This window comes from Actinospica robiniae DSM 44927, assembly GCF_000504285.1.
Taxonomy (GTDB): domain Bacteria; phylum Actinomycetota; class Actinomycetes; order Streptomycetales; family Catenulisporaceae; genus Actinospica; species Actinospica robiniae.
On record NZ_KI632511.1, the window covers coordinates 2981525 to 3001772 of the forward strand.

General features: G+C 69.8%; 17 protein-coding genes. 8 read left to right on the plus strand and 9 right to left on the minus strand.

The annotated features are described in order from the left end of the window. Positions 1–25: 25 nt before the first annotated feature. Complete coding sequence (locus ACTRO_RS12825; protein WP_034263355.1) at positions 26–3022, minus strand: AfsR/SARP family transcriptional regulator; 2997 nt, start codon at positions 3020–3022, stop codon at positions 26–28. Between the two features lie 167 nt (positions 3023–3189). Between ACTRO_RS12825 and ACTRO_RS12830 the strand changes: the two genes are divergently transcribed. Next, a complete protein-coding gene (locus ACTRO_RS12830; protein ID WP_034263356.1) occupies positions 3190–4392 on the plus strand; it encodes a hypothetical protein in 1203 nt (400 codons plus the stop codon). 55 nt (positions 4393–4447) lie between these two features. Here ACTRO_RS12830 and ACTRO_RS43260 read toward each other — a convergent pair whose 3' ends face one another. Next, positions 4448–6334 carry a hypothetical protein gene (locus tag ACTRO_RS43260; RefSeq protein WP_157436108.1) on the minus strand — a complete coding sequence of 629 codons (1887 nt, stop codon included), beginning with the start codon at positions 6332–6334 and terminating at the stop codon, positions 4448–4450. 350 nt (positions 6335–6684) lie between these two features. Between ACTRO_RS43260 and ACTRO_RS12840 the strand changes: the two genes are divergently transcribed. The 4 genes from ACTRO_RS12840 to ACTRO_RS12855 all read left to right on the plus strand — a co-directional run bounded on the left by ACTRO_RS12840 (position 6685) and on the right by ACTRO_RS12855 (position 12408). Further along, positions 6685–8007, plus strand: coding sequence for a SpoIIE family protein phosphatase (locus tag ACTRO_RS12840; RefSeq protein ID WP_063627988.1), 1323 nt, complete (start codon positions 6685–6687; stop codon positions 8005–8007). Continuing rightward, positions 8004–9701 (plus strand): sensor histidine kinase, encoded by a 1698-nt coding sequence (locus ACTRO_RS12845; protein ID WP_063627989.1) that lies wholly within the window; start codon positions 8004–8006, stop codon positions 9699–9701. The genes ACTRO_RS12840 and ACTRO_RS12845 overlap by 4 nt, the downstream gene beginning before the upstream one ends. 5 nt (positions 9702–9706) lie before the next feature. Next, a complete protein-coding gene (locus tag ACTRO_RS12850) occupies positions 9707–10153 on the plus strand; it encodes a response regulator (RefSeq protein WP_034263357.1) in 447 nt (148 codons plus the stop codon). 1547 nt (positions 10154–11700) lie between these two features. Next, positions 11701–12408 (plus strand): histidine phosphatase family protein, encoded by a 708-nt coding sequence (locus ACTRO_RS12855; RefSeq protein WP_034263358.1) that lies wholly within the window; start codon positions 11701–11703, stop codon positions 12406–12408. A gap of 19 nt (positions 12409–12427) precedes the next feature. Here ACTRO_RS12855 and ACTRO_RS47160 read toward each other — a convergent pair whose 3' ends face one another. Together ACTRO_RS47160 and ACTRO_RS12860 are read right to left on the minus strand one after the other, a co-directional pair. After that, positions 12428–12565, minus strand: a complete 138-nt coding sequence (locus tag ACTRO_RS47160; protein WP_157436112.1) for a hypothetical protein — start codon at positions 12563–12565, stop codon at positions 12428–12430. Positions 12566–12601: 36 nt separating this feature from the next. Beyond that, positions 12602–12880 carry a hypothetical protein gene (locus tag ACTRO_RS12860; protein WP_034263359.1) on the minus strand — a complete coding sequence of 93 codons (279 nt, stop codon included), beginning with the start codon at positions 12878–12880 and terminating at the stop codon, positions 12602–12604. Positions 12881–13031: 151 nt separating this feature from the next. Here ACTRO_RS12860 and ACTRO_RS45635 point away from each other — a divergent pair, with 151 nt between their 5' ends. Further along, a complete protein-coding gene (locus ACTRO_RS45635) occupies positions 13032–13487 on the plus strand; it encodes a LapA family protein (protein WP_084317063.1) in 456 nt (151 codons plus the stop codon). 59 nt (positions 13488–13546) lie between these two features. Here ACTRO_RS45635 and ACTRO_RS12870 read toward each other — a convergent pair whose 3' ends face one another. The 4 genes from ACTRO_RS12870 to ACTRO_RS12885 all read right to left on the minus strand — a co-directional run bounded on the left by ACTRO_RS12870 (position 13547) and on the right by ACTRO_RS12885 (position 18303). Further along, a complete protein-coding gene (locus ACTRO_RS12870; protein ID WP_034263360.1) occupies positions 13547–14431 on the minus strand; it encodes a carbohydrate ABC transporter permease in 885 nt (294 codons plus the stop codon). Next, entirely contained in the window at positions 14431–15453 is a 1023-nt protein-coding gene (locus ACTRO_RS12875; protein WP_034263361.1) for a carbohydrate ABC transporter permease, read from the minus strand. The genes ACTRO_RS12870 and ACTRO_RS12875 overlap by 1 nt, the downstream gene beginning before the upstream one ends. An 11-nt stretch (positions 15454–15464) precedes the next feature. Then, the gene (locus ACTRO_RS12880) at positions 15465–16772 is read right to left on the minus strand and encodes an extracellular solute-binding protein (RefSeq protein ID WP_034263362.1); all 1308 of its coding nucleotides are present in this window, start codon (positions 16770–16772) and stop codon (positions 15465–15467) included. 790 nt (positions 16773–17562) lie between these two features. Continuing rightward, on the minus strand, positions 17563–18303 hold the full coding sequence (locus ACTRO_RS12885; RefSeq protein WP_034263363.1) for an SDR family NAD(P)-dependent oxidoreductase: 741 nt from the start codon (positions 18301–18303) through the stop codon (positions 17563–17565). Positions 18304–18504: 201 nt separating this feature from the next. Here ACTRO_RS12885 and ACTRO_RS47165 point away from each other — a divergent pair, with 201 nt between their 5' ends. Further along, complete coding sequence (locus tag ACTRO_RS47165) at positions 18505–19110, plus strand: hypothetical protein (protein WP_034263365.1); 606 nt, start codon at positions 18505–18507, stop codon at positions 19108–19110. A 60-nt stretch (positions 19111–19170) separates the two neighbouring features. Here ACTRO_RS47165 and ACTRO_RS12895 read toward each other — a convergent pair whose 3' ends face one another. Further along, positions 19171–19875: a DeoR/GlpR family DNA-binding transcription regulator gene (locus ACTRO_RS12895; protein ID WP_245594365.1), complete on the minus strand. Its 705-nt coding sequence runs from the start codon at positions 19873–19875 to the stop codon at positions 19171–19173. On the opposite strand from ACTRO_RS12895, the gene ACTRO_RS12900 reads away from it, so the two are divergent. Beyond that, positions 19826–20152, plus strand: a complete 327-nt coding sequence (locus tag ACTRO_RS12900; protein WP_034274622.1) for a hypothetical protein — start codon at positions 19826–19828, stop codon at positions 20150–20152. The two genes, ACTRO_RS12895 and ACTRO_RS12900, sit on opposite strands and share 50 nt — an antisense overlap. The last annotated feature ends 96 nt before the right edge of the window (positions 20153–20248 follow it).

The following is a 20248-nucleotide window of genomic DNA, read 5'->3' on the forward strand; positions in this document are numbered from 1 at the left end:
GGATCGGGCCAGGGCTTGGGCTGGCCTACTCGTCGAGGTCGAGATCGCGCATCGCCGCGGCGTAGCGGTCCCGCGCCCGACGGGCCTGCCCGTGCGAGCCGGCCGCCTCCAGCAGGTCGATGATCTCGCGATGGCAGGGCTCGTCGTAAGGGTCCTTATCCAGGACGTGGTGCAGGCTGCGCAGGCAGCCGGCGGTGTCGCCGATCCGCCGGTACAGCTCTGCCAGTACCCTGACAAGGTGCAGGTACGTCGCGCGGGCGGTCTCGCGCACGGCGACGGTGCTCTCGTCGTAGGGCTCGTCCTCGAGGAAGTCGCCGGTGTAGGCGCGCTCCGCGGCGGCCAGGGCTTCCAGGGCCTGCGCGCTCTCGCCACGTTCGTGCAGGCGCAACCCGTGGTCGGCTTCGGACAGGAAGCGCTCCACGTCGACGGCCACCCGGGTCGTGTCGAGGGCGATGCTGCCGGAGTCGGCGATGAGGAAGTAGTCGGCCGGGTGCCGCCGACCGGGGTCCAGCACGGATCGGACGGTCGAGAGCGCCACCGAGAGCCGATGGCCCACCGGCCCCGGATCGTCGTCGCCCCACAGCAGTTGTCCGATCTCCTCGCGCGGCACGGGCCGGCCCCGGCGCGCGATCAGGATCCGCAGCAGATCGCGGGCTTTGCGCGACTGCCAGGCCGTGGCGGGCAACGGCTCGCCGCCTATCAGGATCGTGAGTCGGCCGAGGGTCCGGATCTCCACACCGCCGCCGCTGCCACCCACCGCGTAGGCCGGCAGCGGCATCCCGGCCGCGGCCAGGCGTTCTCTGGCCAGTCTGGCGGCGACGCGCTCGGGCGCGCCCGCGTCGGTCCGGGAACCGAGGATCGCGCGCACTCGGTCGGCGTCCAACGCGGCGCCGACCTCCTGCCAGATCTGCAATGCCTCGTTCAATCCGCGCTTGCTCGCGCGCGGCACCGTCCCGGCTACGGCGGCCAGTTCGAGAGCGTGCGCGAGTCGGGGCCGGTCGCGGAAGAACCGAGCCTGCTCGGCCGCCTCGTCGGCGATCCGGACCGCTTCGGCCGCGTCGCCCCGGCCACGCGCGGCGTGACCCGCGGCCAGCAACGCCTCCACCCGCATCGGGCCTTCGGCGTGTCGCAGGGCCCTTTCAGCGGCGTACCGGGCCTCGTCCGGCTCGAGGTCTGCCAGGACGAGGGCGAGGCCGGCGAGCCCGGGGACGAGGCCGTAACGGTCCTCGGTGTCGGTGGCGATGCGGACGGCCTCCTCGTACGCCGCGCGGGCCAGCTGCGCGTTACCGCGCAGGCGATGGATATCACCGATGTCTACTAGTGGATACGCGAGCCAGGCCGAGCCGACCCGGTGCTCGACCGCGACGGCCCGCTCGAACCGATCCAGCGCCTCGTCGAGCCGACCCAGCTGGCGCAGCGCGCCGCCCGCGTTGTTCAAGGCCATGCCGAGCATCGCGCGCAGGCCGATCGCCTCGCACAGGTAGACCGAGCGTTCGGCCGCCGCGAAGGCTTCGGCCAGGCGGCCCTCCCCCAGCAGGCGCGCGGCGTGGTTGTTGCCGGCCATCGCCTCCTGCACGACGTCGCCGTTCGCGGCGGCGAGCTCCAGTGCTTTGCCGAAGTGGCGCTGTTCCGCCGCGGACTCGCCACGGATCTCGGCGGTCAGGCCCAGCGCGACGTGCGCGGCGATCATCGGGCGGTAGTCGCCGGACGCAAGTGCCACGCGCTGTGCCGTTTCGGCTGCGGTGGCAGCGCTTTTGGTGTCGCCTGCCGCCCAGTGCGCGACGCTCATCCAGGCGACCAGCAGCGCCGCCTCAGCACTCTGATCTTCTTCGTGGTAGCCCTGGGCGTAGAGCCGCAGCGCCGACAGCGGGTCGCCTGCCCGGTAGTCGAGATAGCCCAGACGCCTGGCCAGGCCCGGCGACAGTTTTCCGCCGGTAGCTTCCGCGCCGCCGGTCAGATGCCGGTACTGGGCGCGGGCCCCGTCCGTGTCGCCGGTCAGCGCCAGCGCCTCTCCGTAAGCCTGCCGCACGCCTGCTGTGCGTAGCTCCTCGGGCAAGGCTTCGACGAGATCGATGACCGCGAGCAGCCCGTCCCGGGCCAGGATCCGCGCGCCGTGCTGCTCGAGGATCTGCGCACTCGCCCGCAGATCCCCGGCCCGCTGGTGGGCCTCCGCCGCCTCACCGTGCCAGCCCTTTGCAACGAGATCGGCCGCTGCCCGCTCAGACCACTGACGTCGCGTCGCAGTATTCTGCGGCCGACGTGCGCGCACCACGGCCGCGAGCAGCGGGACGACGTGGTACCGCAGCGGGCCGAACCCGGCCGGTACCACCAGACCGGCCCTCGCCAGCGCGGTAAGGGCGCTGCCGTCGTCGAAGTCCAGGGCATCGGAGGTCACCGACCCGAGATGCGAGGCGTGGTCGAGCGCGCGCAGGACCCTCGGATCCAGCTTGTCGCAGACCTCTTGTATCAGGTAGTCCGCGACGACCGATTCCGGTCCGCCCAACAGCTCGAGCACCTGGTGTGGCGACCTCTGGCCCGCCGCCGCCTGCCCGGCCAGGCGCACCAGCGCCGGCCAGCCCGCGGTCGCCCGCACGAGGAGCCCGGCTGTCGCGTCATCGAGCCCGTATTCGCCGCGCAGCGTCCTTGCCGCCGACGACGGGGACAGCGCCAGCTGCGCAGGCCCGAGCTCCGCCATCAGCCCGCTCGCCCGCCAGCGCGCCGTGGGAATTTCAGGCAATCGCGCTGTGATCACGGCGATCCGCCGCTCCGGCGTCGTCGCCATCGCCTCGGTCAGCGCTCTGCCGAGCTCCGCCGGGGACAGCGCCGGCTCGTCGAGCACCAGCCAGCGCGCCGCCGCGCGGCCGGGTTCCGCCCGTCGCAGCATCGCGGCCGCGGCCGAGCCGGAGTACCAGCTGACGGGCACGCCGCGCAGCCGGGAGCGCACCGCGCTGGTCTTGCCGTACCCCGCGGCCGCGGTCACCAGCAGCAGGCGAGGCGCACCGTCGGCGAGCTCGTGGGCCACCCGCGACCTCCCGCCTGCGTCGATGAGAGCCCTGATCGTCAATATAGCCGTCGGATCCGGGATTGTCCGACATCGCAGGGCTCTTCCCTTCCGGGGAGTTTTCGCCGAACCTGAACCCGGGGGCGCCCCCTCGCCGCGCCGCCCGCACCCACTTCTCGGAGGCAACGATGCATCGCGCAGATTCCCGTCCCCTCCTTCGCCGGCGGGCCGGCCTTCCGCTGGCCGCCGCGGTCGCGTTCGGCCTGGCGCTCGGCGTGCTGCCCGGCCAGTGGATGCCGCCCGCGCACGGCGACGAGAACATGGGCATCTGCGCACCGGCCTCCAACCTCCCGGTGATGCCGCCGGCCGACGGCGGCGGCGCGGGCCGATCGCTGCCCGCGGGCGCCGGCTTCGTGCTCGACCCGGGCTGCGGCGATCCGCTCGACGTCCGGGAGGTCCCCCCGGCGTGGGCGCAGTACAACTCGGGCGCGACGGCCAACACCGTCGAGCACCTCGGCACCGGCAGCTACGTGGTCTGGTTCTCCGGCCTGGGCGGCACGAACGGCGTCCCGCAGGTCACCGCCGTCGGCGGGATCTCGGCGAACCGCTGCCGGATCGGGGCGTGGGGGCCGGACGGGTTCGACGAGGCTGTCTCAGTCCTCTGCGCGGACGCGAAGGGCGCTCCGGTCGACTGGGAGTTCAGCCTGTCGTTCACGAGCGAGCAGACCAAGTACGCCGTCTTCGGCTACCTGCGCGCCGACCAGCCCGGCGCGCAGGCGTATCAGCCCACTGAGCAGTACGCGTGGAACGGCGTGCCGGCGCTGGTGCGGCGGACCGGAGTCGGCCGCTACACCGTCACGCGCGCGGAATCGGGTACGCAGCCGGGAGTCGATCTCGTGTCCGCGTACGGAGCGGCGAACGGTCTGAGCGCCTGCAAGCTCGTCGACAGCAGCAGTTCCGTCGCCGACGTGGCCTGCTTCAACGGCAAAGCGCCCGCCGACACGCCTTTCACGCTCACCTACGGCGCCCAGGGCAACCTGCTCGGCTTGCCGGACGCCGGGCGGAGTGCCGGCGGGTTGGCGTCGGGCTACGCCTGGGTCGACACGACCGCGGGATCGGCACCGGACCCGACGCGTCGCTTCGCCTCGAAGGACCCTGGCACCGGCGCCGGATGGTCGCAGTCTTATGACCCCGAAACGCTGACTGCGAGCGTCACCATGCCGCTCAGCCTCGCCACCGGCGTCCCGCAGGTCGTCGCGGTCGGCTCGGACGCGGCGTCCTGCGCGATCGCCGGAGACTGGTCCAAGGGCTCGATCCCGGTCGAATGCTGGGACGGCAACGGCAATCCGGTGCGCGAACCCTTCGAGGTCTCCTTCGACGCAGTCCCCTGACGTACGCGGGCCCGAAACCCGGCAGGGGTTTCGGGCCCGCGGCCACCGTTCGCCGTTACTTGGCCACGGTGTCCTCGCTCCAGCCGACCACCACCGGTGCCGGCTCGCCGATGAACGACCGCGCCGCGAGCGGGGTCCCGAGGACCGCGACGTCGAGCGTGCAGGCCTCGAGCAGCGTGACGTCCTTGACGCCGTCCTGCTGGCAGACGGTCAGCGCCTTGGCCTGGACGTCCTGCGGGAGGGTGTTCGCCCAGCCGGTCGTGGTCGGATCGGTCTCAGCGGTCTGGATCTTGCAGACCGCGACCAGCGACTTGGCGGTGGGAACGCGCCAGCTGTCGCCGTAGACGTGGTACATCGTCGTCGTGTCCGAGGCGGAGATCGGCGCGGGGATGATCACGCCGGTGCTGGTCTCGAACGCGCCGGGGTTGCCGGGCGCGTTGGCGAGCAGCCCGCCGACCGCCTCCGGGTACGTGCCGAGGCCGACGTGCAGGTCCATCCAGATCGAACTGCTGGTGTCAGCCTGCAGATAGTCGCCCTGGGGATCGGTCACGAGCCAGGTGTTCCCGGTGCGGGTGACCGTGTCCCCTGACGGCAGGGCCATCGCGCTGCCGCTGGCGAGCGTCGTCAGGGCCCCGTCGATGTAGAGGGAGGTGTTGGTGACGCCGCACAAGGCCACCGTGTCCGAGCCCATCTGGGTCCCGACGGCGCCGGCCATTGTGCGGTTGGGGTAGGTCGGCGGCGCCGGGATGTGCTCCGCCTGCACGGTCATCGTCGAGGTCTTCGTGTCCGTGAAGGTGCCCTGGTCCTGGAAGTCGTAGTAGAGCCCGTCGAAGGTCGTGTCATGCGGTTCGCCGGTGCCGCTGGCCGACTTGCAGGAGGCCGGCAGGCCCGGGATGTTGCTCTGGACGCTGCGGATCGAGGGCGACGCGCCGGTCGCGTACGTGGCCGTGCCCACCAGGGTCAGGTTGTTGGTCTCGCCGGTCCAGCCGCCGTAGATGCAGGTCGGTGCCGCCGTCGTGCCGTTGTGCACGACCGTCTGGACGGTGATGGTGGAACCGGGGTTGAAGGCGGCCTGGGACGAGTTGCCGTCACCGCCGATCATGAACTCGGCGGCGGTCCAGCCCCCGGACAGGTCGAGGGTGGTGTCGCTGGTCGAGGCCGAGTAGACGGTGGTGCTGCCCGCGATGTTCAGCTGCGCGGTGTCCCAGCCGCTCGCGCCGCCGGTCACCGTGCCGGTCAGGCTTAGGTTGCCCAGGGTCGTGATCGGTTGCGAGGGGATCCCGCCGATGGCGCTGCCGTTCTTGTAGCAGTGCGCGCTGCCCGGGGCCCAGGTCCACCCGGTCGGACAGCTGGTGACGGTCGACGTCAGGTAGTTGATCAGCCAGAACTGGATGAAGACGTAGCCGGTGGTCGAGCCCGGGTTGGACAGGATGAACTGCTCCCAGCCCTGGCAGCTCGGGCCGCCGGTCGCGCAGACGGGCGTCGGGAACGGGCGCGAGTTGAGCTGGAGCGAGTAGGAGTTCGCCACGCCCAGGCTGGTCTCGCCGGTCACGCCGGTGACGGTGGGGAACGAGCCGGTCGCGCCGGTCATCAGGCCGGTCACGCCGGCCGAGAAGTCGACGCCGTTGCCGACGGTCTCGGGCGCGAGGCCGACCGTGCCGACGCCGGCGGTGGAGGCCGCGCCGGACTGCGGCGCGTAGGTCTTCTTCGGCGCGGCCGCACAGCTGACGCTGTGCCAGGTCAGCGCGGGGTAGGTCGCGGTGTAACAACCCTTGGCGGGCGTGGAGACGTGCGCGATGGCGCTGTGCCAGGACTGCGCGGTCATCGGCGCCACCGTCGCGGCGGCGCGCGCCGAGGCGCCCGGAGCCAGCGCCGCGGTCGTCACCAGGGCGGTGACCGCGACGACCGCCACCCCGAGCAGCCGGCGCAGCCTCCTGCGCATCGGGTGGGGGTACCGGTCGGGATATCTGCCGTGGAGCATGGATGCGGTTCCCTTCTCGTGCGGAGCGGATCTCGGCCGCGTTCCGGCGGTGACCGGGTCGGCGGCCGCTCGCCGCTATGCTCGCCGGGGGCGTCAAAGTGGCGTCAAAGTCGGGCCCGCGCCCGCCGCGGCGGGGCGTCGAGCGGCGCGTGACGGCGCGTGCGTGCAGATTCGATCTTTCGGTGGTGGCGCGACCAGGGGTGTGGAACCGCCGTGACCGGGTACGAGCGGTGGTCGTTTGTACGCCGCCGAGGAGGACCCGTGCTCGAGTCGACTGCTGCCCGCAGACCCCTGCGGACACGAGGATGTCCGTGAGCTCCGCGGTCTCGTATGACGGGATCTCGGCGGACGGCCCACCCGAATCCCCGCTCGGCGCGCGACTGCCCGAGCCCCGGCACTCGGTGATCGAGCAGGAGACGCTCAGGATCCTGGTCGCCGAGGACGATCCGGCCGACGCGCTGCTGACCGTCGAACTGCTCGACGACTCCGCCCTCACCGCGAAGGTGGTCTGCGTCGCGACCGCGCGCGAGGCCGCCGCGGCCGTGCGCGCGGGCGGCATCGACTGCCTCGTGCTCGACCTGCACCTGCCGGACCTGCACGGCATCGGCGAGCTCGGCTCCTGGCTGCCCGAGCTCGGCTCCACCAGCGTCGTCGTGATGACAGGCCTCGACGACCGCGAGGCCGGGCTCGCCGCGGTCCGGGCCGGCGCCCAGGACTACCTGGTCAAGGGCCAGGTCGAACCGGAGTGGTTCGAGCGGACGATCCGCTACGCGGTCCAGCGCAAGCGCACCGAGCGCGCCGCCGCGGACCTGCGCGCCGCGCGCTGGCGGGCCGCCGAGAACGTACGGCTCGAGCGCGGCCTGCTGCCCACGCCGCTGCTGCGCCACGCGCCGATCTCGGTCACCACCCGCTATCTGCCGCACCGGGACGGAGCGCTGCTCGGCGGCGACTTCTTCGACGTGGTCGAGACCGGCGACGGCGCGGTGCACGCGGTGATCGGGGACGTCTCCGGCCACGGCCCGGACGAGGCCGCGATCGGCGTCGCGCTCCGCGTCGCCTGGCGCACCCTCGTGCTCGCCGGGCAGCACGGCGCGGAACTGCTCGACAGCCTCGAGCGGCTGCTGCAGGCCGAACGCAACGACGACGAGACCTACACCACCCTCGCCACCCTGACGTGGCGGCCGGGCGAGCCGTACGTGCGGTTCATCCGCGCCGGGCATCCGCAGGCCCTCACCCGCAAAGCGGGCATGATCACCCTGCACGAGGGCGAGCACGGCCCGGCGCTCGGCATCATCCCGGGCCTCTCGCACTGGCCGGTCACCTTCCTCCCGCTCAGCCCGGGCGAGGAGATCATCCTGTACACCGACGGCCTCTACGAGAACCGGGACGAACACGGCCTGCTGTGGGGCCAGGACCGGATGCTGCTGTGCGCGCGTGGCCTCGACGGCCTCGCCGACGCCGAGTTCGTGGACCAGCTGATCGCCGCCACCCGGGACCGCACCGGCCGCGGCGACAACGACGACGTGGCCGTGCTGCACCTGCGCCACACCGGCACGACCGACGGCGCCGGAGCCGTCGACCTCGGCGCCGTCGGCCACGATGACAGTACTTTCAGAGAGGTCTCCGGACGATGAGCAACGAGAAGTCCGGACCCCGGCTGGGCGTCCGGGGCTGGTTCTATGCCGTGATCGGCACGATGACGGTGCTGGTGCTGCTCTTCAGCGCCATCGGCGCCGTGCTGCTCGACCACGCGTCCCAGGCCTCGGACACGCTGCTGAACCGGGTCAGCCCGGCCCGCACCGCGCTGGTCGACATGGAAGGCGCCCTGATCGACGAGGAGACGGGCGTCCGCGGCTACCTGCTCAGCGGCGAGGAGGACTTCCTCGAGCCGTACACGCAGGGCCAGGCCCAGGAGTCCGCGGACACGGCCCAGATCAAGACCCTGCTCGTCGGGCATCAGGCGGATCTGGTCGACCTGGCGTCGCTGCAGCAGGCCGTCTCCGCGTGGAGGAACGACTACGCGGTGCCGTTCATCGCCGCGGCCCGGGCCGGCAAGACGGTCGACCCGGACGAGATCGCCGCGAGCAAGACCGCGTTCGACCACCTGCGCGCGCAATTCATGAAGGCGGAGAAGGACCTGGAGGCCGAGCGGTCCGCGGATGTGGCGAACCTCGCCCACCTCGACCGCGTCCGCGACGGCGCCTTCATCGCCATGCTCATCGTCGTCCTCGCCGCCGTCTGCCTGATCGCCGGCCTGGTCCAAGCCACCGTGATCCGGCCGCTCAACCGGCTGCGGCTGGAGGCCGAGGCGGTCCAGGAGGGCAGCTTCGACGTGCCGCTGACCGCCACCGGCCCGCGCGAGGTCCGGGTGCTCGCGAGCGCCCTCGAGGCCATGCGGATCCGGCTCACCAGGGCGCTGACCTCCGCCCAGAAGCAGCGTGCGGCCCTGCACCGGCAGAAGGACGTGCTCGACGCGCAGACGGCCGAACTGCGCCGCTCCAACGAGGAGCTCGAGCAGTTCGCCTACGTGGCCTCGCACGACCTGCAGGAGCCGCTGCGCAAGATCGCCTCCTTCTGCCAGCTGATCGACAAGCGCTACGGCGAGGTCCTCGACGAGCGCGGCAAGCAGTACATCGACTACGCCGTCGACGGCGCGAAGCGGATGCAGGTGCTCATCAACGACCTGCTCGCGTTCTCCCGCGTAGGCCGGCTCAACGACGAGCGCGAGCCGGTGGACCTGCACGCCTCGCTCACCCGCGCGCTCGAAGGCCTCCAGTACGCCGTCGAGGACAGCGACGCGGTGGTCCGGATGAACGGGCCGGCGCCGACCGTCTCCGGAGACGCGACGCTGATCGGCATGCTCTGGCAGAACCTGATCGGCAACGCGATCAAGTTCCGCTCCCCCGACCGCCCGCCGGAGATCGAGATCACGGCCGAACCCGAGCCGGGGCGCGAAGGCGTGATCCGGCTGACGGTCGCGGACAACGGCATCGGCGTCGCGCCGGAGTTCGCCGAGAAGGTCTTCGTCATCTTCCAGCGCCTGCACTCGCGGGAGGCCTACCCGGGCACCGGGATCGGCCTCGCCCTGTGCAAGAAGATCGTCGAGCACCACGGCGGGCGGATCTGGATCGAGCCGGGGACGGCGGTGGGCACCCGGTTCGTCTTCACCCTGCCCGGCACGCTGGCCGCCGTACCTGCCGCACCCGCCGCGTCCCCCGCGCCCCGGCCGCCGGCCGACGGCACGGCGCCGCACGTGGAAGAATCCGAAGAACCGTCCCCGGCCGTCGTCGAGGACTCCGCCCCGGTCGAGAAGGCAAGCGCCCTGTGAATTCCATGTCCGGACCGACTCCGATCGACGTGCTTCTCGTGGAGGACGACCCCGCGGACGAGCTGATCACCCGGGAAGCCTTCGAGGACAACAAGATCGGCAACACCCTGCACGTGGTGCGCGACGGCGAGGAGGCGCTGGACTTCCTGTTCCGGCGCGGCGCCTACACCGACGCGGTGCGACCGGACCTGATCCTGCTCGACCTGAACCTGCCCAAGTACGACGGGCGCGAGGTGCTGCAGCAGATCAAGACCAACGAGGAGCTCTCGAGCATCCCGGTCGTCGTGCTGACCACCTCCTCGGCCGAGGAGGACATCCTGCGCAGCTACCGCCTGCACGCCAACGCCTACGTCACCAAGCCCGTCGACCTCGACCAGTTCGTCTCGGCGATCCGCCAGATCGACGACTTCTTCCTCACCGTCGTGAAGCTGCCCAAGGGGAAGCGCCTCTAATACGCCTAGAGCGATTTGATGATCGGCTGAGTGTTGGTGGGAGGTGGTGGCCGGTCGGGTCGGGGTGGTCGTCTGGCTGCGGGCGGCGCTTCGCGTCGCCCGTTTCGTCTGACCACCCGCCCACCCGTTGCGTTGGCGGGGCGGGCTGGGGTTTCAAGCTTTCGCCTCCGGCGCGGACCCTTCCCTCGGAGAGTGCCGGGGTCGCGTGGGTGCTGGCGTTGGTGGGGCGGACTGGGGTTCGGGGTGGTCGGGTGCCGTGGGTGTGCTCTCTCCTCGGTCGGTCCCCGGAGGCAATCAGGAACCTGCCGGGAGGTCAAGCGGCGGTGGCCCGCGCTGTGCTGTTTTCGTCTTCGCGCCGCTTGACCTCCCGGCAGAACCCTGATCGGGCTTCGCCTGCCCGACCGAGGAGAGAGCCCACCCCCTGGGGAGTGGTGCGAGCTGCACTCGGGCCCAGTCCCGGACCGCGGCCCGGCCGCGCTCGATCCGGAAGAATCCTGCATCACCTTGATCCGGTCATCTCGATCCTCGATCCACGCGAAAGAGTCCCGTGTCGCGCTCGGTGCGGAAGGATTCTGCATCACCTTGACCCGGCCATCCCGATCCTCGATCCGCCCGAAAGGTCGGCGCTCGGGTCGCGCTGATGTCGGATCCTGCATGGCCTCGGCGCGATCGACCCCGATCCCAGACCTCGCGGCGCAATCCCGCAGGCCGGCCGTGCCCGATGCGGAAGGATTCTGCATCACCCTGATCCGATTGGCCCGGAGCTCACGCAACGCGCAAGATCGCGTGGCTCGGTCGCATGCCGAGGACAAATCCTGCACCGTTTTCAGCCACACCCCCGCCGCCACCTGCCCAGCCATCCCGACCACCACCCCTCCCGTCATAAGCCGCGATCCCCGTACATTTCCATGCTAGACGCCGCCACCGACAAAAGATGCGAATCCGTCCTTTGCCGGAAAAGAAAAAATACGGGAGATTTCCGGGGAACTCGGGCGCACTCCCCGACGTTGAAAGGAGTAGAGAAGCAAAGAGCGGCCCAGAACGGCGATGCATGATCGTGCATCAAGCGCGACCGGGCCACGGGCCGGGGCTCGGCCCGAGCGCAGCTCGCACTGATCCCCCCAGGGGGTGGGCTCTCTCCTCGGTCGGGCAGGCGAAGCCCGATCAGGGTTCTGCCGGGAGGTCAAGCGGCGCCATGCACAATCGACCATGAGCGGAAGCCACCGCCGCTTGACCTCCCGACAGGTTCCTGATTGCCTCCGGGGACCAACCGAGGAGAGAACACACACCCGCAACCCCACCACCCCGAACCCCAGCCCGCCCCACCAACCACACCACCCCACAGACCCCGGCACTCTCTCCGAGGAAGGGCCTGCCAGCGGCGACTTTCGATCTTGAAACTCCAGCTCGCCCCGCCAACGCAACGGGTGGGCGGGTGGTCAGACGAACCGGGCGGAGCGAAGCGGCCGCACTCACCCTGACCTGACACGTCATCCCACGCCCCACCAGCGCTCAGCCGATCACCAAATCGCAATAGTGGAGGCAGCATGCCGACGACTCGCCTGCTGTTGGTACGACATGGAGACTCTCACCACAAGGCCGACGGGGTTAACGGCGGCCCGCGCGGCTGTCGCGGGTTGACCGACCTCGGTCGCGAGCAGGCTGCCCGGCTGCGCGACCGGCTGTCGTCAGACGGTGTCGCGCTGGGCGCTCTCGACGTCTCCGATCATCCGGTCGTCTACAGTTCGATCATCCCACGGGCGATCGAGACGGCCGAGGTTGTCGCCGGGGTCCGGCCGATCTCATCCGCTTCCGGCTCCTGTGCTGAGGTCATCACGGACTGCGGGCTCTGCACGTATCACATGCCTGATTGGGCCGACGGTATGTCGTGGGACGAGATCCGGCGCGAGCACGGCCGCACCGACGGCGGTGTGTTCCACCCTTTCCAGGAAGGCAACGAGTCCTGGGCCGACCTCGTGCTGCGCGTGTGCAAGACGCTCACGGCCATCGCGACACGCCACGTCGGCACGACGACAATGGTGGTCACCCACGCCGAGGCCGTGGAGGCCTCGTTGATCGCCTTCGGATCTCTTCCGCTTCACCGTGACTTCGACATCAAGGTGACCCCCACCTCGATCACCGAATGGGTCACGCAGGATGATCCGTCAGCCCCGTGGGAACCGGAACACCACCCGGGTCTGCCGGTGCGATGGACCCTCGTCCGGCTCAATGACGCCGCTCACCTGACCGGGTAGAGACTGGCTACGATCCGGGCTAGGCCGACTCGCCCGGCGCCGGACGGCCAGGGCCGTCCGGCTGCGATTCCGGGCGTAGCACCCGCTGCTCGATGCGTCCGAGCAGCAGGACGAGCGGCAGCATGACTACCGGTGCAAGGATGAAGACTGCTGCCATGACGGTGCCTCTCGAATCCGAAGGTTCTCAGTCGGCTTAGACACGCTCGACGAGGCTCGCCGCGAGCCGGCCGACGAACAGGTAGGCCAGGGCCGCGAGGCCGTAGTCGAGGACGGTGTTCCAGTTGCCGCTTCCGGTCTGGAACAGACCCCTGAACCAGGCGGCCAAGTGCCAGGACCACGTGCCGATCGTGGAGACGATCGCATTGCCCCGGTTGGCATCCAGCAGCACGAAGATAATGTGCAGCGCCAGGATCAGCGCTATCACGCCGACGACGGCCATCACCACGGCCGCGATCCCACGGTGTCTTGTCATCTCATATCTCATGGCTGCCGAGTATCCCGACGCACGACTTGTATTCCCCTCCCCCGCCGCGCCGTCCGCCGCGGAGTTGAAAAACGCAGCGTGCGGGTATCCGGCGGATAGCAGGGCCGCGATTGCCGTGCCCGCCGTCGGAGAGGACGCCATGGCATCAGTAGCGGAACCATCTGAAGCGCGCGGCGCCGAACCGCCGCAGCAGCCCGACAACGCCGACGGCGACAGCGTCACCGGCACCTTCGACCGCGCCGACACCTCGCCGGGGACGGAACCGAGGCGGGAACCAGACCCCGTATCTCCCCCTGACGAGGGCGCCCGCCCCGCTGCGCCGGCACATCCGGACCCGCTGGCCGTGCAGCGCACCCGGCTCGGGGACCTGTGGGTGATGCTCTCGTTCGGCGCCGCGATCCTGGTCCTCCTGCTCGTCTTCGTCCTCCAGAACGGGCAACGAGTGGAGATCCATCTCTACGGCGCGCACTGGAACGCCCCGGTCGGGGTCGCGCTCCTGATGGCTGCGGCGTTCGGCGTCCTGCTGGTCGTCGTCCCCGGCACCGGACGGATCATCCAGCTCAAGCGGGCCGCCCGACGGCTGCACACACGCTGACGGCTCCGCACCGGGCGTTGTGTCATCCGGTGCGGAGCCGTGGTCTCAGCGGGGTGTTGTTATCCCTTGACTGCTCCGGTGAGTCCGCCGACGATGCGCTTCTGGAAGATGGAGAAGAAGATCAGGGCGGGGAGCATGGCGAGGGAGGTGAACGCGAGGACTTTCGCGGTGTCGGTGGAGTACTGGGAGGAGAACTGCTGGACTCCGAGCGGGAGGGTGAAGTTGCGCTGGGAGTTGATCACGTAGAGCGGTAGGACGTAGTTGTTCCAGCTGCCGATGAACGCGAGGATCCCGGTGGTGACCACCCCGGGCAGCGAGAGCGGCAGGACCATGCGGGCGAAGAACCCGAGGCGGCTGGCGCCGTCGAGCGCGGCGGCCTCCTCGATCTCCTTGGGGATCGCGCGCAGGAACGGCACCAGGATGATCACCGTGGTCGGCAGGCCGAACGCGATCTGCGGGATGATGATCCCGAACAGGTTGTCGATCAGCCCGAGATCCTTGATCACGATGTAGAGCGGCGTGATCGCGATCACGAGGGGGAACATCAGGCCCGCGGCGAACAGCGAGTACATCGCGCCCTTGAGCTTGAAGTCGTAACGCGCGATCACGAACGAGACCATCAGCCCGAGGGCCACGATCCCCACCGAGCTGACCAGGGCCACCACGGTGGAGTTGGCGAACTCGCCCCAGAACGTGGAGGACTTCAGGATCCCGGTGTAGTTCGACAGCACCCAGGGGTGGGGCAGTCCGGCGGGGCTGGTGGTGATCTGGGAGTTGGTACGGAACCCGCCCAGAACGAGGTAGAGCACCGGGGCGATACACACCGCGATGAAGATCAGCGCGATGAAGTAGGTGACCGGGTTGCCCCACTGCTCCTTCTGGCGGCGCCGGTCCCGGTTGCGTCCGGCCGGGGTCCAGACCCGGGTACTGGAGGCGGCGGCCATCACACGGTCCCTTCGGTAACGGCCCCGCGCAGGTCGCGGCGTAGCACGAAACGCTGGTAGATCAGGGCGACCACGAGCGAGATCAGGAACATCACCACGGCCACGGCCGAGCCGTACCCGTAGTTGCCCGCGTCGCGGCCCTGGGCGACCATGTAGATCGCCATGGTCGAGGTCCCGGCGGTACCCGAGACGTACTGGCCCCAGATGATGTAGACCAGGTCGAACAGCTGGAGCGAACCGATGATCGAGAGGAACGCCCAGATCCGGATCGTGGGCCCGAGCAGCGGCACCGTGATACGCCGCTGCATCTGCCAGAACGAGGCCCCGTCGATCGCGGCGGCCTCGTAGATCTCGTCCGGGATCGACTGCAGCCCGGCGAGCATCAGGATCACCGCGAACCCGATGTACTTCCACGAGATGATCGCCATCAGCGTCCAGAGCGCCAGGTTCGGATCCGCGAGCCAGTCCGACTGCAGCGCGCCGAGCCCGATGTGCCCGAGCAGGTCGTTCATCGCGCCGTTGGCCTGGAGCATGAGCGACCAGCCGGTCCCGACGATGACCTCGGAGATGACGTAGGGCACGAAGATGAGCACCCGGATCAGCCCGCGCCCGCGCATCTTCTGGTTCAACAACAGCGCCATGATGATCGCGAGCGGGCCCTGGATCACCAGGGAGAGCACCACGATCAGCAGGTTGTGCCACAGCACCTGCTGGAACGCCGGGTCGGTGAAGATGAGCTTGTAGTTGTTCAGGCCCACCCAGTCGGTGGCCGGGCCGTACCCGTGCCACCGGTAGAAGCCGTAGTACGCGGCGACGGCGACCGGGAAGATCACGAACGCGAGGAACATGATGATCGCCGGCCCGGACAGCAGGGTGATCTCCAACCGCATCCGGGCACGCCCGCGGCGGCGCGCGGCCGCTCGCGGCGGAGCCGGAGACGCGGTCACACCCGCGCCCCCGGCCCCGAACGTGCCCTGCGACTGGCTCCCGGCGACGGTGTCAGTACCCAGGGACTCACTCATAATCTAACTACTCAGCCCTTCGCGGCAGCAGCATTGGAAGCCGAGACGATGCCCGCGGCGTTCCCCTTGCCCGCCATCATGTTGACCACGGCCGTGTTCATCGCGTTACCCACGTTCTGGCCGAACTGGGTGTCGAGGTAGAGCACGGAGTAGGTGGCCTTGTTGGCGGCCTGCAGCGCCGAGACGTTGTAGGACTCGGTGATGCCCGACTGCGCGGCCTGGTTCACCGGGATCGACTGGAAGGCCTTGGCGTAGGCCACCTGCTGGTCCTTCGTGACCAGGAACTCGAGGAACTCGAGGGCTTCCTTGGGCGCGTTCTTGGACAGCGAGTACGAGTCGCTGCCGCCCATGATCGCGCTCGGGTCGCCCTGGCCGCCGGTCACCGCGGGGAACGGGAACCAGCCGAGGTCCGGCAGCGGCTTCTGGTTCGGGGTCAGGCTGCTGATCACACCCGGGTCCCAGCTGCCCATGAGCTCCATGGCCGCCTTGTGGTTGGCCAGCATGCCGGCCGAGGAGCCGGCGCCCTGCTGGGCGGCGGTGGTCAGGAAGCCGTTCTGGAAGGGGCTGACCTTCAGGAACGCGGCCAGATCGTCACCGGCCTTGGTCCAGCAGGCGTCGGAGAACTGCAGCGACTTGGCGGTGCTGGCCAGAGTGGCCTGGCTGCACTCGCGCACCGCGAAGTTGTAGTACCAGTGCGCCGCCGGCCACGCGTCCTTGGCGCCCACCGCGATCGGCGCGACGTTGATCTTCTTCAGCAGCGCGACGTCGGCCTCGAGCTCGTCGATCGTCGTCGGCGTCGTGGTGATGCCGGCCTGCTGGAACAGGTCCTTGCTGTAGTAGATGCCCTCGGGCTGGGTGTCGAAGGGCACCGCGTAGGCCTGGCCGTCGATCGACAGGCCGGCCAGCGCGCCCGCGCCGACGTTGGTCTTGTCCGTGGCGGAGAGGTTCAGCGCCTGCAGCTGCCCGGCATCCACCTCGGCCTGCATCTTGCCGCCGCCGCGCTGCAGGAAGATGTCCGGCGCCGAGTTCGCGTTGAGCGCGGTCTGCAGCTTGCCGTCGAAGTCTTCGTTCTGGATGGTCTGGTACTGGATCGTGACGTTCGGGTGGATCGCCTCGAACGCCTTGGCCGCGGACTGGAAGTACGCGAGGCCGTCCGGGCCGTTGGTCGCGTTCTCCCAGAACGTCACGGTGACCTTGCCACCGGCGGAGTCGCCACTGCCGCCACTGCCGCCACTGCTGCCGCCCGCACAGGCGCTGGCGGCCAGTGCGATGCCCAAACCGATCGCGGCAACTGTCGCGCCGCGTGTTTTCCTCGTCATCGTGGAAACTCCCTGATCTGTCGTCGTTGTGGCATGGAGCGGGATGAGCTTGCGGATGGAGATGGCCTACCGCGCACCGAAACTTTCGAGCACGGTTGAACGGGAACGGTCCACCACAAACCCGCCGCGACCCTCTGGTTTCGGTGCGTGCGCGAAGTCGTGACGAGCACGGCGACCCTGCTTTCCGGCTCCGGGCATGCCGGGTAGGCAGGCCAGGTGGGCGGGCTGTGACCGCACGGATTCGTCTCCGTCACGGGGAGATTTCGCTCGCTGGAGAGTATGCGCTCGGCGCGGGGCGCCAGTCAATGACTGATTTCCGAAAGCCCATCGAAACATTCAAGAGGAAGTCGGCGACGGTTCCCGAAACGTTTCGATCTTCGCGCTCCTATCGGCCTCGAATTTCCCTCTTTAACCGGACTTTCCGGACATTCCTCGCGCACACGCTGCGCAACTCGTGTCCACGCGTTGTCGAAGCCACGTGCGACTGGAGTCGCTCCACGCGGCCGACGGCCGGGATCCGCCGGGGCGGGGCGTGGCCATTGCCTGAAACTTTCGATCAGCGCGCCGTCCGCGCCGCACCCGCCCGGCAAGCAAATCGTCGCGATTCCGTGATCAAAACGCGAAGCAGGCCGGCGCGATCGCCGACCTGCCGAGTGCCTCGAGACCGTCCTGCCGTCAGGCCCGGCCGTGCTCTTTGGCCGCATCACGCCGCGAGGCGAAAACCGTCAGCGATGCCCGGCGCCGCGGAGGTCCCGCGGCGTCGGACATCGCCGTCTGTAGGGAGTCCTTCTCAGGCGGTGAATCCACCGTCGACCGCGAGCACCGCTCCGCTGATATACCGTCCGTCCGGACCCGCCAGGTGGGCGACCGTGGCCGCGATCTCCGAAGCCTCGGCGTAACGGCCCAGGGCCGTGAAGCCGGCGATCGTGGCGGCGGCCGGGCCGTCGGCCGGATTGGAATCGGTGTCGGTCGGCCCGGGATGCACCAGGTTGACGGTGATGCCCCGCGGTCCGAGCTCCCGGGCCAGGCCCTTGGTCATGCCGATCAGGGCCGTCTTGCTCATCGCGTAGAGGGCCAGTTGCGGAAAGGGCGTGCGCCCGGCCACGTTGCTGCCGATGTTGACGATGCTGCCCCCGCCGTCCATGTGACGCACCGCCGCCTGAGCCGCCAGGAACGGGGCGCGGACGTTCACCGCCAACGTGCGGTCGATCTCCGCCTCCCCCAGCTCCTCGAGCGGGCCGGTGATGTACACCGCGGCATTGTTGACCAGGACGTCCAGAGCGCCGAACGTCCCAGCAGCCTCATTCACCGCGCCTACCAGCGCCTCCGGGGCGGCGCAGTCGGCTCGCACGGCCAGTGCACGTCGGCCGAGGCCCTTGATCTGCTCGACGACCTCGGCGGCCCGCTCCGCGCTCGTCTCGTACGTCACCGCGACATCGGCGCCCTCTTCGGCCAGGCGCAGCGCGACGGCGGCGCCGATGCCCCGGCTCCCACCGGTCACCAGGGCGACTTTTCCTTCGAGTCGGTTCATGGCCACGAGCTTCACAGGCGCGGCGGAAAGTCGCTGGCGGCAATCAGACCTGGCGTTCTGAGGGATTCATGAGGATCCTGACTCGGATCTTCATCCGAAGACAATTGTCAATAGTATTGAGACCAATCATGGCGACCGTTAGCCTCCAGACGGGCCGCCGCTCCCCGGCGGCGCACCCCCGATGTACAAGGAGGTCCACGGGTGGAGATCAGACGGAGAACCGTCTTCCAGGGCGCCGGCGCCGCGGCACTGGCCGCATTCGGAGTCGCCGAGGGCTCGGTCGGCACGGCCTTCGCCGACAGCTCGCCCTCGAACGGCGCGTACTCGCTGCAGTTCGACTCGACCGCCTGGTCCTACGACGCTGCGAACGACGTCTATTACCAGATCGGGAACGTGTACGCCGCGAACCCGGAGGCACCGGACTACGAGAACCTCTCGATCTACGTGCCGGGCGCGTATCTGACGGCGACTCTCAACAGCGACGGCAGCACGTACACCGCGCGGGTCAACCCGAAGGGTAGGTTCGGCAGGTACTCGGCGCACACGGCTCCGATCGTATCCCCGGCCTTCGGCGGCTACCGCCAGTCGAAGGTCTCGCCGCACTGGCGCATCCACACCGGCATCATGCAGGGCGACACCGCCAACACGACCGAGATCAACCTGCTGCTGGCCTTGCAGAACTACGGCGTCCGCGACATCCAGTTCGCCACTGTGTGGGCCCAAGCGCACACGACCGCCGAGACGACCGGGGACTCGACGTCCACGGCGAACTTCATCTCCTGGGTGGAGTCCATCGTCAAGAAGTGACGAGCTCTTCAGACGAGCCCGGGTGCCCGACCGCAGCACAGCGGTCAGACACCCGGGCCGCTATGTACGCTCCCTTATGATTTCCACGCCTTGGGCGACCAGCTCGTCGAGCACTGTGTCGCCCTCGTCCTCCACGTCGGTGACGATCGCGGTGACCTCGTCGAGCGGGAGGACGCGGTAGCGAGAGGCGGTACCGATCTTCTCCGCGCTCGCGAGGACGTAGGTGTCGGCGGCCCGGCCGGCCAGCACGCGCTTCATCGCTGCCTCGTCGGCGTCCGCGGTGGTCAGGCCGGCGCTCGGGTGCACGCCGGTAACGCCGAGAAGGAAGACCTCCGCGCTGATCTGCGCCGCAGCCTCCGCCGCCGCGGCGCCGCAGGTCACCGCGGAGTGCTTGAAGAGCCTGCCGCCGAGCAAGAAGACCTCGGCCGCGTGATCGAGCAGCGCGGCGGCAATGGTCGGGCTGTGCGTGATCACCGTGCATTCCAGCGTGCGCGGCAGCGCGTCGACCACAGCCCGGGTCGTGGTCCCGCCGTCGAGGATGACCGTGCCGCCCGGATGGCTGAGCGTGGCCGCCGCCGCGGCGACACGACGCTTGCTGTCCAGGGCGACGGCGGTGCGGGCGGCGTAGTCGATGACCGCCGGGGATGCGGGCAAAGCGCCGCCGCAGACCCGTACGGCGAGCCCGGCCGCGTCGAGTTCGCGCAGGTCGCGCCGGATGCTGTCGGGCGAAATACCCAGCTCGGCGGCGAGGTCCTTGGCCACCACGCGCCCGTCCCGGCTCAGGCGTTCGAGCAGTAGATCCTTGCAGATCGGCGAATGGGTGGCGCTGCCGGTGCTGGAGAGCGCCGGGCCGAGCGGCCCCGCGGACCCCCTGGCCGCGCAGGTGATGTACCCGACCGCCGAGCGGCTGCTCCAGCACTGCGACGCCGTGCTGCGCCTGCCTGGCGAGTCCCGTGGCGCCGATCAGGACGTCGCGATCGCCCGCGAACGCGGCATCCCGGTCTACACCTCGCTCGACCAGATCCCTCGCGCCGAGTCGTGAGAACCGCCGGGTGAAACCCCCGTATCCCGGATAAAATAGCCGCACGCGCGGAGTGAGCGGGGCCGGCGCCCGGGTCGCGGCGCGCGACCCATCCCG

What these genes read in the sequence shown, in the direction of transcription:
- ACTRO_RS12830 (WP_034263356.1), top strand. Translation starts at nt 3,190, where the DNA reads ATGCATCGCGCAGATTCCCGTCCCCTCCTTCGCCGGCGGGCCGGCCTT.
- ACTRO_RS43260 (WP_157436108.1), bottom strand. Translation starts at nt 6,334, where the DNA reads ATGCGCAGGAGGCTGCGCCGGCTGCTCGGGGTGGCGGTCGTCGCGGTC.
- ACTRO_RS12845 (WP_063627989.1), top strand. Translation starts at nt 8,004, where the DNA reads ATGAGCAACGAGAAGTCCGGACCCCGGCTGGGCGTCCGGGGCTGGTTC.
- ACTRO_RS12850 (WP_034263357.1), top strand. Translation starts at nt 9,707, where the DNA reads ATGTCCGGACCGACTCCGATCGACGTGCTTCTCGTGGAGGACGACCCC.
- ACTRO_RS12855 (WP_034263358.1), top strand. Translation starts at nt 11,701, where the DNA reads ATGCCGACGACTCGCCTGCTGTTGGTACGACATGGAGACTCTCACCAC.
- ACTRO_RS47160 (WP_157436112.1), bottom strand. Translation starts at nt 12,565, where the DNA reads ATGGCAGCAGTCTTCATCCTTGCACCGGTAGTCATGCTGCCGCTCGTC.
- ACTRO_RS12860 (WP_034263359.1), bottom strand. Translation starts at nt 12,880, where the DNA reads ATGACAAGACACCGTGGGATCGCGGCCGTGGTGATGGCCGTCGTCGGC.
- ACTRO_RS45635 (WP_084317063.1), top strand. Translation starts at nt 13,032, where the DNA reads ATGGCATCAGTAGCGGAACCATCTGAAGCGCGCGGCGCCGAACCGCCG.
- ACTRO_RS12870 (WP_034263360.1), bottom strand. Translation starts at nt 14,431, where the DNA reads ATGGCCGCCGCCTCCAGTACCCGGGTCTGGACCCCGGCCGGACGCAAC.
- ACTRO_RS12875 (WP_034263361.1), bottom strand. Translation starts at nt 15,453, where the DNA reads ATGAGTGAGTCCCTGGGTACTGACACCGTCGCCGGGAGCCAGTCGCAG.
- ACTRO_RS12880 (WP_034263362.1), bottom strand. Translation starts at nt 16,772, where the DNA reads ATGACGAGGAAAACACGCGGCGCGACAGTTGCCGCGATCGGTTTGGGC.
- ACTRO_RS12885 (WP_034263363.1), bottom strand. Translation starts at nt 18,303, where the DNA reads ATGAACCGACTCGAAGGAAAAGTCGCCCTGGTGACCGGTGGGAGCCGG.
- ACTRO_RS12900 (WP_034274622.1), top strand. Translation starts at nt 19,826, where the DNA reads ATGCTGTCGGGCGAAATACCCAGCTCGGCGGCGAGGTCCTTGGCCACC.